General features: G+C 62.9%; 12 protein-coding genes. 5 read left to right on the forward strand and 7 right to left on the reverse strand.

The window, feature by feature from the left end; genetic code table 11:
- The first annotated feature begins 124 nt into the window (after positions 1–124).
- From HV744_RS27555 to HV744_RS27565, 3 genes are read left to right on the forward strand one after another with little or no spacing between them, the layout of a single operon-like run.
- Positions 125–901, forward strand: a complete 777-nt coding sequence (locus HV744_RS27555; RefSeq protein ID WP_175152531.1) for a class II aldolase/adducin family protein — start codon at positions 125–127, stop codon at positions 899–901.
- A gap of 47 nt (positions 902–948) precedes the next feature.
- Positions 949–1,140, forward strand: a complete 192-nt coding sequence (locus HV744_RS27560) for a 4-oxalocrotonate tautomerase (protein WP_175152532.1) — start codon at positions 949–951, stop codon at positions 1,138–1,140.
- A complete protein-coding gene (locus tag HV744_RS27565; protein ID WP_175152533.1) occupies positions 1,119–1,379 on the forward strand; it encodes a hypothetical protein in 261 nt (86 codons plus the stop codon). Before HV744_RS27560 ends, HV744_RS27565 begins: the two co-directional genes overlap by 22 nt.
- Positions 1,380–1,555: 176 nt before the next feature.
- Here HV744_RS27565 and HV744_RS27570 read toward each other — a convergent pair whose 3' ends face one another.
- From HV744_RS27570 to garD, 7 genes are all read right to left on the reverse strand, one after another.
- On the reverse strand, positions 1,556–2,776 hold the full coding sequence (locus HV744_RS27570) for a porin (RefSeq protein ID WP_175152534.1): 1,221 nt from the start codon (positions 2,774–2,776) through the stop codon (positions 1,556–1,558).
- 78 nt (positions 2,777–2,854) lie between these two features.
- Positions 2,855–4,207 (reverse strand): TRAP transporter large permease, encoded by a 1,353-nt coding sequence (locus tag HV744_RS27575; protein WP_175152535.1) that lies wholly within the window; start codon positions 4,205–4,207, stop codon positions 2,855–2,857.
- A gap of 7 nt (positions 4,208–4,214) precedes the next feature.
- Positions 4,215–4,694 carry a TRAP transporter small permease gene (locus HV744_RS27580; RefSeq protein WP_175152536.1) on the reverse strand — a complete coding sequence of 160 codons (480 nt, stop codon included), beginning with the start codon at positions 4,692–4,694 and terminating at the stop codon, positions 4,215–4,217.
- 154 nt (positions 4,695–4,848) lie between these two features.
- Positions 4,849–5,841 (reverse strand): TRAP transporter substrate-binding protein, encoded by a 993-nt coding sequence (locus HV744_RS27585; protein WP_175152537.1) that lies wholly within the window; start codon positions 5,839–5,841, stop codon positions 4,849–4,851.
- Between the two features lie 595 nt (positions 5,842–6,436).
- Positions 6,437–7,381, reverse strand: coding sequence for an SMP-30/gluconolactonase/LRE family protein (locus HV744_RS27590; RefSeq protein WP_175152538.1), 945 nt, complete (start codon positions 7,379–7,381; stop codon positions 6,437–6,439).
- Positions 7,378–8,220, reverse strand: coding sequence for an NAD-dependent epimerase/dehydratase family protein (locus HV744_RS27595; protein ID WP_175152539.1), 843 nt, complete (start codon positions 8,218–8,220; stop codon positions 7,378–7,380). The genes HV744_RS27590 and HV744_RS27595 overlap by 4 nt, the downstream gene beginning before the upstream one ends.
- 81 nt (positions 8,221–8,301) lie before the next feature.
- Positions 8,302–9,891: a galactarate dehydratase gene (gene garD / locus HV744_RS27600; protein WP_175152540.1), complete on the reverse strand. Its 1,590-nt coding sequence runs from the start codon at positions 9,889–9,891 to the stop codon at positions 8,302–8,304.
- A gap of 226 nt (positions 9,892–10,117) precedes the next feature.
- On the opposite strand from garD, the gene kdgD reads away from it, so the two are divergent.
- Entirely contained in the window at positions 10,118–11,035 is a 918-nt protein-coding gene (gene kdgD, locus HV744_RS27605) for a 5-dehydro-4-deoxyglucarate dehydratase (protein ID WP_175152541.1), read from the forward strand.
- 447 nt (positions 11,036–11,482) lie between these two features.
- Positions 11,483–12,226, forward strand: a complete 744-nt coding sequence (locus tag HV744_RS27610) for a FadR/GntR family transcriptional regulator (protein ID WP_175152542.1) — start codon at positions 11,483–11,485, stop codon at positions 12,224–12,226.
- Positions 12,227–12,253 lie beyond the last annotated feature (27 nt).

Raw genomic sequence — 12,253 nt, forward strand, 5'->3', positions numbered from 1 at the left:
AACTCTGGTCGACTGCTCTGCATGGGACCAGAGTAAGCGCTAAAGCGCCAACTCTGGTCGACCGCTCTGCATGGGACCAGAGTAAGCGCTAAAGCGCCAACTCTGGTCGACACAGGAGAAAATCATGTCCTTCACCCACACACCGGCCGGCCGCATTGCCGAGTCCGGCCCGCTCTCCGACGCGGAGCAACAGACCCGCGTCGACCTGGCCGCCGCCTATCGCCTCGCGGCGCATAACGGCTGGGACGATCTGATCTACACGCATATCTCAGCCAGCGTTCCCGGTGAACCCGGCCACTTCCTGATCAATCCCTTCGGCCTTGCATTTGACGAAGTGTGCGCATCGAATCTCGTAAAGATCGACATCGCCGGCAACCTCGTAGGCGCAAGCAACTACGCGGTGAACGCAACCGGCTTCGCGCTGCACGCCGCCGTCCACGCGGCGCGCGCCGACGCGTTCTGCGTCATGCATCTGCACAACACGGCGGGCGTCGCAGTTTCCGCGCAGCCGGCCGGTTTGCTGCCCGCCTCGCAACACGCGCTGCGCTTTTACGGCCAGCTCGCCTATCACGACTACGAAGGCCTCGCGTTCACACCGGCGGAAGGCCAACGCCTGGTCGCGCATCTCGCCGACAAACCGGCGATGCTGTTGCGCAATCACGGCACACTGACGGCCGGCCGCACGGTCGCCGAAGCCTATGTGCTGATGGCCACGCTGCTCAAGGCATGCGAGATCCAGTTGCAAGCGCAAGCATGCGGCACGGAACTCGTGGTGCCGAACGACGCGGTCGCCGCACGCACGGCCGAACAACTGTACGACGGCGGCGCAATCGAAGGCGCGCTCGAATGGCCTGCGCTGCTGCGCAAGCTCGACCGGCTCGATCGCAGCTATCGCGACTGAATCCGCATCACACCAAACTCGATCTCATTGCTCAACGGAGTCATGCCATGCCCACGTTTCATATCGAACTCTTCGAAGGCCGCTCGCTGGAACAGAAACGCCAGTTCGTCGAAGCCATCACCAAAGCGACATGCGACTCGCTCGGCGTCGAACCGAACTCGGTGGACATCATTCTCACCGACGTGAAACGCGAAAACTGGGCCACGGGTGGGCGTTTGTGGTCGGACGCCGACGCCTGAGCGCGCAGGCAGTCGAGCGCGCGTGCGGACAGCAACGCGAGCAACCGCCCGACGCGCTGATCGAAGCGAAAACGATGCGGATGGACGGGTCGTGCGCGTTATACGCGATCGCGGCCGAACTGAACACAACGGAATTGCTGCGTGACGCGTCGGAACGCATGCGCACCCCCACTATCGCGATGCCGGAGACGGTTGCCGACGCGAAGTTCGCGGACTTGCCGATGGTGGCGTTGACGTAGCTGAACGCGCTGGTCGGGCCAACGCGCGCGCTGCCGGAAGGCCGCGCATCGCCGAAAAAGCTGCGCGCGTGGCGCGCGCAGCTGTTGTTGCTCAACAACGCTTATCTACAACGCGTTGCCGTGGCGGCATAACGAAACGCCGGAAACGCCGGCTACGCCGCCACTACGCTACCCGATCAGAACTTGTGGATGATACCCACGCCAACAGCAACCTGGCTGCGCGACGACGACGGCGAACCGTTCTGAGCGTCGCCGATGCTTGCCGTTGCGTCGATGATCGACCTGCCGTTGCCAGCGAGCGTCTGGCCGTTAGCACGCTGATACGCTTCCAGCGCATACAGGCCGGTACGCTTGGACAGCGAGTAGTACTGCGCCAGGTTGAACTGGTTGTACGTTGCCGCGCTCGTGATGCCGTTCGATTCCGTCGCACGGGTGTAGCTATAGCCAGCGGCCAGGTCGAGCGCCGTGAACGGCTTCCAGTGCAGCACGGCACCACCCGTGTTCCAGATCGCGGTGCCGTGGAAGAACGAGTTCACGCCCGGAGCGTATTGCACGTTCGAGTAAGCGAACGAAACGTCCCACTGCGAGCTGAACGCGTAACCGCCCGTCACTGCAACGCGCTGCTGCTTCGCTGCCGTCTGGAAGCCGTTGTTGATCGCCGAAACCGCCGGCTGCGAGCCGTTGTTCGACGTTGTGGAGTTCCACGTGGTGCCGCCATTCGCCGCGTTGTCGATACGCTGGATACCCGCTGCGAGGCCGAACGGGCCGTACAGGTACTGTGCTGCCACGCTCCACGTCTGGCCGGCGCTGAAGCTGCCTGCGTTGCCACCCAGCGAGTACGAACCGCTGACCGTCAGACCGTGGATGCTCGGCGTCGTGTAGACCAGCGAGTTGTTGGCGCGGTACAGCGTATCCAGTGAGTCGATATCACCCGGGTGCGCGCCGTATGCACCGGTCAGCCACGTGGTCGGGCTGTACGGCGACAGCAGCGTGTAGTACGACGTGTACTGGCGACCAGCCGTCAGCGTACCGAACGAGCCGTTCGTCACACCCACCCATGCCTGACGGCTGAAGCCGAGACCCGACACGCTTTGCGCGCCGGTTGCGCTGTTAAAGCCCTGCTCCAACTGGAAAATCGCCTTCGTGCCGCCACCCAGATCTTCCGCGCCCTTCAGGCCGAAACGGCTGCCAGCCCAGATGCCGTTGATCATCTTGACTTGCGAACTGCCGCCCGGGGACGGACGTGCCGATGCCGCGCCGGTCGTCGGGCTCAACGTCGTCGAGCTGTTTTGATAGCCAATACCCGTATCGACGATACCGTACAACGTCACGCTGCTCTGCGCATGCGCGCCGAGGGCGACCAACCCCAAGGCCGAAGTTGCCAATGCCTTTTTCATTTCTACTCCTCTGTTAAAAATTTTTCTTTGTTTGCGGCCTTGTGCGAGCGCCACTGAGTGTGGGCTTATGATTTGAGATCAAAACACCGGGTGCCCATTGATCAGGCCAGGCAACCAGGTCGAGAACATCGGTACGTAGGTGACAATGTTGATCGCGCTGAAGATAGCCAGGTAATACGGCCACGCCACCTTGGTGGTTTCCCCTATCGACACATTGCCGATCGCACAGCCGATGAACTGTACCGAACCGATCGGCGGGTGCACGAGCCCCAATGCGCAGTTCAGCAGAATCATGATCCCGAACTGCACCGGACCCACGCCGTTGTGCATCGCCATCGGCAGGAACAGCGGTGTGGTGATCAGGATGTGCGCCGCCATGTCGACGAACGTGCCGAGGAAAATCTGGATCAGGTTGATGTACAGCAGCATCAGCCAGGGCAGCGCCGTCGCGCCGTCGAGCATGCGCTCGATCGCATCCGGAATCTCCAGAAAGGCCATCTGGAAGCGCAGCATGTTCGACACGCCGATCAGCAGCAGCACCACGCCGGTGGTTTTGGCCGCCTTCGACAGCGCGTGGCCCAGCTTCTTCATCGTCATCGAGCGATACACGACGATCGTCAGGATCAGCGAATAAGCCACGGCAATCGCGGCCGCTTCCGTCGCGGTGGCGATGCCTCGCGCCACGCAGAACAGAATGATCGCGATGACCATCAGGCCCGGCACCGCGCCGATGAACGTGCGGCCCACCGCCAGCCAGCCCGGGAAGCGTTGCAGTTCGGTCGAACCGTCGGCACGGCGCGGATAGCCGTACTTGACCGCTTGCCAGTAGGCGGCGATCAGCACCAGACCCATCACCCACAACACCGGCAGCAGTCCGGAGAACAGCAGATCGCCGATCGAGACGCCGCTCATCTTCACGCCGTTCAAGGTGCCGGTAATGCCCTGCGCCGCGAACGCGTAGATGATCATGTTGGTCGACGTCGGCATCAACGCGCCCGCCAGCGACGAGTGGGTCGTGACGTTGACCGCATAGGCCGCGCTGTAGCCTTCGCGCTTCATCAGCGGAATCACCACGCCGCCCATCGCGGACGTGTCCGCCGTCGGCGAACCCGACACACCGCCGAACAGCGTGCACGCGACCACGTTGGCCATGCCGAGGCCACCGCGGAAATGTCCCACCGTGGCCTGCGCGAAACGCAGAATGCGGTCGGCGATGCCACCGTGCAACATCAGCTCGCCGGAGAAAATGAAGAACGGGACCGCGAGGAACGAGAACGCGTTCATGCCAGAGATCATCGACTGCATGGCGGTGGCCGCCGGCAAGCCCTCATAGAGAAACGTCAGGACGCACGACAGTCCCAACGCAAATGAAACCGGAACCCCGAGAAGGAGGAAGACGAGAAAACTAATCACAAGGAGGGCAAGTTCCATGATTGTTCTATTTGTGTTTCTTTGCGAAGAGCGCCAACAGGTGCTCGAACGAGAACATGGCGATGCAGATGCTGGCAATGACCGGAATGCTGTAACGCAGCGCTTCGGGCAAGCCGAGAATCGGAATCCGGTCTCCCCGGGTGGTCATTGCCATCTCCAGACAACCGAAGAAAACCGCGACGGCGAAAGTGATCAGACAAAGATGCTGAATCCACGCAGCAGCAGTCTGACCTTTCGTCGGCAATTTCTTGACCAGCGAATCGAGCCCGATATGGCCGCCTTCGCGAACCTTGAGCGCCGCGCCGAACATGGCGATCACGATCACCAGCAGCAACGCGATGGGCTCGACGAAATCGGGGGCGTCGCTGAAGACATAGCGCATCACGACGCTATAAATCACCAGCAGACAGAGCGCGGCCAGGCTCGTCGATGCGACGACGACCAGCACGCGAAAGAGAACATCATTTGGGCGTTTCAAGAAACTCATTGACCCCGTCCTTACTCACGACAGACCTGTCTTTAATATTCAGCAACCCTGCCCGACGCAACCGGCTCAGCACGTCGCGCGGCGGAACGGCCCGCAGAACTTCCTGCAAGGCTGTCTCCGCCGCTACTGCTGCTGCCGGTCCGGAACGCGAACCTTATTTGACTGCCTGGATCTCGTCGACGAGCTGCTTCATTTGCGGAGTCTTTTCATACTTCGCCCACACCGGCCGCATCGCCTTCACGAAAGCAGGACGGTCGATTTGCGACGCGGTGACGATCGTCGCGCCGCCCTTGGTGACCGTCTTGCTCGCGTCGGCTTCGCGCGCGGTCCACAGCTTCTCGTAGTAAGGCACCGAGTCAGCCGCGGCCTTCTTGATGATCTGCTGCTGTTGCGGCGTCAGCGTGTCCCACACCTTCTTCGAGAACACCAGCACTTCCGGCGTCATCGAGTGCCGGGTTTCGGAAAACACCGGCGCGACTTCGAAGTGCTTGGTTTCTTCGTATGACGGAATGTTGTTTTCCGCTGCGTCCACCAGACCCGTCTTCAGGCCCGTGTAGACTTCGGCGAACGGCATCGGCGTCGGCGTGCCGCCCATTGCGCGGATTTCGTCGACCATCAGGTCCGAAGGCTGAACGCGCACCTTCAGGCCCTTCATGTCAGCCGGCGTATGGATCGGCTTCTTCGTGTAGATCGAACGCGCGCCGCTCTCGTAGAACGTCAGCGCGATCATGCCCTTCGCCGCGAACGCGTCGAGAATCTTCTGGCCTTCCGGGCCGTACATCACTTTGCGGAAATGGTCGATGTCGCGGAACAGGAACGGCAGCGACGGGATCATCGATTCGGGAACGATTTCGTTGAACGCGGCACCGTTGGCGCGCGCCATGTCCAGCGCGCCGATGCGCACCTGATCGATCGTGTCGTTTTCGGAACCCAGCGCGCTGTTGCCGAAGACCTTCACGGAATCCTTGCCACCGGTCGCCTTGTTGATCTCGTCACCCATGTACTTGACGGCCATGTTGGTCGGATAGGTGTCGCCATGCACGTCCGAAACACGGAACACGCGCGCCTCAGCCGACACGGTACTGAACGCCAGCGCCGCGGCCGCGACGATCATCGAAACACGGGAAGAGGCAAACTTCTTGTTCATCGTGACATTCCTTGAAAAATAGACCATCCAATCGATTGCGGATGCGACATGGTTTTGCTGCGTCTCCCGGCTCGGCACTCGCGGCCCCTTGCGGGTGGCGAGAGCATTGCCGTACTGGCCTGCGCAACGTCCCCGGCACAGATGCTCAGTACTCCTGTCAGACAACTTGACTTCTTTCACTTCGACTACGTCGGCGTGACTCTCGCGGACGAATGACCGCACGCGCAGAAGCTCGCCTCGCTTTCTCTGCAATCCCTAATTTGCTAGAAAGGAATTTGTTTGGGCTTATATGTTGTACGACGACACACGAAGTCTATAAAACGCTATTTGACTTGTACAGGCAGTATTTACCCGCAGGATGGCAGCTGCGATACAGTTGACCGAGTTCGTGCGATGGCAAGGCCCCGTGCCAGCTAGAGGAGAAATGGGGAGAGAAGGACAGCGTCTCGCGACGCTATGTTTTCTTGAGGTAAATCGCAGACAAACCGTGGTCTCTACACCACACTTGTTGTACGACGAGTGATGAATCGGTAGAGGTTCAGGCGTATGGCGCCGGGCGAAAACGAATCCCGGCGCCTGCTTCGTGCAAGCTTTTTTACAGTTCGCCTGCAAATTCAGGCTCGGCGAGCCCGGTCACGCCGGGACGCACCGCGAACAGGTGACCGTCGTGCTCGCTCGCGCCCGTTGCGGGGCGAATCGATGTCACAAATAGCGTATCGAGGTCGCGGCCGCCGAACGCGCACATCGCCGGCTTCGTGGGCGGCACCGGCAATTGCCTGTCGAGCTTGCCTTCCGGCGTGAAGCGCAGCAACAGACCCGCATCGTTCGCGCAGATCCAGTAGCAGCCGTCGGCGTCCACCGCCGCGCCGTCAGGGCGGCCCGCATGGTGATGCAGATCGGCGAACACGCGCCGGTTGCGCGGCTCGCCCGACTCGATGTCGTAGTCGAACGCCCAGATCAGCCTGCGCGACGGATGCGAGTCGGACAGATACATCGTCGTGCCATCCGGCGACCACCCGAGGCCGTTCTGCGTGATCAACGCGTCGACGACCGGCGCGGACAACACCCCTTGCGCGTCGAAGCGATACAGTGCGCCGGCCGGATTGGCCGCCGCCATGTTCTGCACCATCGTGCCGGACCAGAAGCGCCCTTGCCGGTCGCAACGGCCGTCGTTAAAGCGCATGCCGTCGGCGCCGAACTCCGGCGCGGCGAGCTTGCGCACGCTTGTTGCGAGCGGTTCGCCGCTGGCGGCGCTAGCGGCACTCACCGCTTCACTCAGCGTGAGCGCGAAGAGTCCCGTCTCGCAGCCGGCCAGCACCGTGCCGTGTCGATCGAACGCGATGCAGGCGACCTGCTCGGGCAACCGCCATTCCGAGCGCTGGCCCGAATCGACCCGCAGCCGCACGATCTTGCACGCCGGGATGTCCACCCAGTAAAGCGCCTGCTCCGCCGCGCGCCACACCGGGCTTTCGCCCGTCGCCGCGGGCGCCTGCCCCGCGCCTTCGAGCCGCTCCACGCGCGGATTCAGCGTGGCGCTCACCGCTTCGGCTCCATCGGACCGGCCAGCACGAACGGGCCGCCCTGAAAGAGCTGGGTCGGATCGTCGAACTTCGTGTCGGGCGCGCTGACCGGAAAGAGGTGCTCGAACTGGACCGAGCTGTCCTGCGGACGGAAGCCGAGGAACGCGGCCTTCGTGTTGTCCACCCACGAGATGCGGTTATCGGACACGCCGTAGACGATCGCGTGGCCGACGCGGTTGGTCAGCAGCGAGCAGCGTACCAGTTCGATGAAGTCGCGGTAGCTCAGATAGGTGACAAGCATGCGGGGCGTCTTCGGCTGCTCGAACGACGAGCCGATCCGCAGGCACACCGTCTCCAGACCGAAGCGGTCGAAGTAGTAGCGCGACAGCGATTCGCCGAAGCACTTCGTCACACCATACAGGCTGTCGGGACGCAGCGGCGCGTCGATGTCGACCACCGACGTCACCGGATGGAAACCCACCGCGTGATTCGAGCTCGCGTAGATGATGCGCTTCACACCCTGCTTCTGCGCCGCCGAGTACAGGTTGTACAGACCGCGGATGTTCGCTTCGAGCAGGTCTTCGAACGGCGCCTCGATGGAAATGCCGCCGAGATGGATCACCGCGTCCACGCCTTCGAGCAGCGCGTGAACCGCCGCTTGGTTGGCGAGGTCAACGACGGACGCTTCTTCGTGCGCCGCCACTTCGCCGAGCGGCGCGATGTCGGTCACGCGCACGATATCGGCCCACGCGGCGAGCGCGCCGCGCAATTGCCTGCCGAGGTTGCCCGCTGCGCCGGTAAGCAGCAGGCGGCGGAAAGGTTTCTGTGCCGCGGGGCGGTCAAGATTCGAATCGGTCATGTCTCTCTGTTGATGTTGTTGCAATTGGATCCGTCCGGCATCCGCCTGGAATCAGCTCGGCCACCGGGCCAGCCGGATCGATCAGGTCACCGGCGCCGGGTTGAACAGCGTCAACGCATTGTGGAGCTTGAGCTTCTCCGCGCAGGTCTGCTTGCGGCCGCTGGCGACGTCGAGCATCAGGCGGAACAACTCCCAGCCCACCTCTTCGATGGACGCCGCGCCGGTGGCGATCGTGCCGGCGTCGATATCCATCAGGTCATGCCAGCGGCGCGCCAGATCCGAGCGCGTCGCGACCTTGATCACAGGCACTTCCGCGAGGCTGTACGGCGTGCCGCGGCCGGTGGTGAACACGTGCAGGTTGATGCCCGCGGCGACCTGCAGCGTGCCGCAGATGAAGTCGCTCGCCGGCGTGGCCGCGTAAATCAGACCTTTCTGGCGGACCTTTTCGCCCGGCGACAACACGCCGGAGATCGCCGAGTTGCCCGACTTGATGATCGAGCCCATCGCCTTTTCGACGATGTTCGACAAGCCGCCCTTCTTGTTGCCGGGCGTGGTGTTGGCGCTACGGTCGGCGCCGCCGCGCTTCAGATAATCGTCATACCACTGCATCTCGCGGATGATCGCCGCGGCGACGTCCGCGTTGGCCGCGCGCGCCGTCAGCTGATCGACGCCGTCGCGCACTTCGGTGACTTCCGAGAACATCACCGTCGCGCCGGCGCGCACCAGCAGGTCGGTCGCGAAGCCCACCGCCGGATTCGCGGTCAGCCCGGAGAACGCGTCGCTGCCGCCGCACTGCACGCCGATCACCAGATCGGACGCGGGACAGGTCTCGCGGCGGCGGTTGTTCAAGCGCTTCAGATGACCGTCGGCCATCCGCATGATCGACTCGATCATCGACTGGAAGCCGACGTGCGCTTCGTCCTGCAGCACCACCACGTCGCCGTTCAGATCGGCTTCGACATCGCCGATATCCGCGACTTCGGCGACATTCGCGGCCGCCGCGATCGGAATCGTGCCGGGCGGCATCAGACGCTCGGGCTGCAGCTTCTCGCAACCGAGGCTGACCATCATCACCTCGCCGCCGAAATTCGGATTCAGGCTGATGTTGCGCACGGTGCGGATCGGCACCATCGCGTCGGGCGCGTCGATCGCGACGCCGCAGCCGTAGGTGTGGCCGAGGCTCACCACGTCGTCGACATTGGGGTAGTTCGGCAGCAGCTCGGCCTTGATGCGCGTGACCGCATGCTGGACCACGTCGGCCACGCATTGCACCGTGGTCGTGATCGCGAGAATGTTGCGCGAGCCGACCGAGCCGTCGGCATTGCGGTAACCCTCGAACGTGTAGCCTTCGAGCGGCGGCATCTCCGGCGCCTTGATCGTGGCGATCGGCAGATCTTCGAGTCGCGGCGGGCTCGGCATGCGGATCACGTGTTCGTTGATCCAGCTGCCCTTCGGCAAAGCCTTGAGCGCGTAGCCGATCACCACGTTGTAGCGGATGACCTCGGCACCCTCGGCCAGATCGGCCAGCGCAACCTTGTGCCCTTGCGGCACGCGCTCGCGCAGCGCGAGACCATCGGGGAAAACCGCGCCCTCGCCCAGACCGCCGTCGTTGACGACGATCGCGACATTGTCATTGGGGTGAACGCGAATGTAGAGCGGAGATTGTTCCATTGCATCGATCCTTATGGCGTCGTACGCCTGCTGCGCCATCTATTCATACGTCATCCTACAACATGGAAGTTTGCATGGATGTTCCGTATTTACCCCTATAGCGTGCATTATGCCGCGAAACCCCGTTGAGTTAGCCGTTTTGTTGTTGTACGATGACGTATAAGAAATCTCAATTTCAAGAGAACTTCTACCAAACGACTCAAAAACCGACGCCTGGATACTCATCATGACGACACCGCAGGAACTGAAGCAGATCGTTTCGGAAGGCCTCCTGTCCTTCCCCGTTACCGACTTTGACGCCCAAGGCGAATTCCGCGCCGACACGTATGCTGAGCGCCTCGAATGGCTCGCGCCGTACGGCGCTTCGGCGCTGTTTGTCGCGGGCGGCACGGGCGAGTTCTTCTCGCTGACGCACAACGACTATTCGAACGTCGTGCGCACCGCGGCCGAAGTCTGCAAGGGCAAGGTGCCGATCCTGGCCGGCGCCGGCGGCCCGACCCGCGTCGCGATCGCGTACGCGAAGGAAGCCGGGCGCCATGGCGCGAACGGCATTCTGCTGATGCCGCATTACCTGACCGAAGCCTGCCAGGAAGGTATCGCCGCGCACGCCGAAGAAGTCTGCAAGGCCGTGCCGAACATGGGCGTGATCATCTACAACCGGGCGAACTCCAAGCTTAACGCCGATATGCTGGAAGGTCTGGCAGAGCGCTGCCCGAACCTGATCGGCTTCAAGGACGGCGTGGGCGAGATCGAAAACATGATGACGATCCGCCGCCGCCTGGGCGACCGCTTCTCGTACCTCGGCGGCCTGCCGACCGCGGAAGTCTACGCCGCGGCCTACAAGGCGCTGGGCGTGCCGGTGTACTCGTCGGCGGTGTTCAACTTCATTCCGAAGACCGCGATGGACTTCTACCGCGCGATCGCCGCGGACGACCACGCGACGGTCGGCAAGCTGATCGACGAATTCTTCCTGCCGTACCTGAAGATCCGCAACCGCCGTGCAGGCTACGCGGTCAGCATCGTGAAGGCGGGTGCGAAGCTGGTCGGCCATAGCGCCGGCCCGGTGCGCGCACCGCTGACCGACCTGACCGACGAAGAAATGAGCCAGCTCGACGCGCTGATCAGGAAGCTCGGCCCGCAGTAATGCAGCCGGCGTCACGGCTGGGATAAACACCCGACTGCCGTGCGAACGACGGCCGCGTAGACGGCTGCGTCATGAACGCCCGGGACGGCAACGTCGCCGGGCGTTTTTTGTGCCGCGGGCAGGCGGCGCGCGACGCTTCATGCGCACACGCGCCGCGCTGCCCCCGATCGCCAAACGTAACGGCCACGGCCACGCGCTGCGCCGCGCCTAAGCGACCGACCACCGACCGATCGACCGATCGACCGACCGACCGACTGCCGGTTATCGTACTTCCGGGCGCCTGCGCAAGCACCATTGTTGCTTCGCCAGGCGCCCTATTGCGGGCGCCGACGCCACGTAAGGCGCCGGCGCTGAAAATGATCCGGCGTTTATATAATCAGTCGTCAGACGACGGTATAATGAGTTGCAGAGCGTAACTGCAACTATCCGATTCAAGGGGCGTTTCCGATGGCTACACCACTGGCATCCGCAGCACCGCCACGACGCGCTCGCAATCTTGCCGAGTTCGTCGTCAGCTACGTCACCGAGCAAATCGCGACCAACGCGCTGAAGCCCGGCGACAAACTGCCGACCGAATCACAACTGATGGTCACGCTGAGCGTGAGCCGCACGGTGATTCGCGAAGCGATTTCACGCTTGCAGGCCGGCAAGATCATCGAGACGCGGCACGGCATCGGCAGCTTCGTGCTGGAGCCGCAGCGCGAGAAGCTGGGCATCGACATGGTGCCCGCCACCACGCTGCGCGACGTGCTGTCCATCCTCGAGCTGCGCATCAGTCTCGAAACGGAGTGCGCCGGTCTGGCCGCGCAACGCGCGAAGCCGGACGACCTCGTGCGCATGCGCGCCGCGCTCGACGCGATCGAAGCCACCCGCCACAACGGGCTGGACAGTGTGGACGCGGACCTGCAGTTCCATATTTCGGTCGCGCGTGCAACGGGCAACCGCTATTTCGTCGACATCCTCACGCAAATGGGCAGCGCGCTGATTCCGCGTAACCGGCTCGACTCGGCCGGCATTGCGCGCGCGGAACCGGACGCGTATCTGACACTCGTCAACCTCGAGCACGAGAGCATTCTCGAAGCGATCACCCGGCACGATGCGGAAGGTGCACGCGCGGCCATGCGCATGCACCTGTCCAATAGCCGTGAACGGTTGCGGCGCGCCAACGAGAGCGCCGAGGCGAATAGTTGATTCATCGAGCTGCACGCAAAATGAAAA

It is taken from the genome of Paraburkholderia ultramafica, assembly GCF_902859915.1.
Classification (GTDB): Bacteria; Pseudomonadota; Gammaproteobacteria; order Burkholderiales; family Burkholderiaceae; genus Paraburkholderia; species Paraburkholderia ultramafica.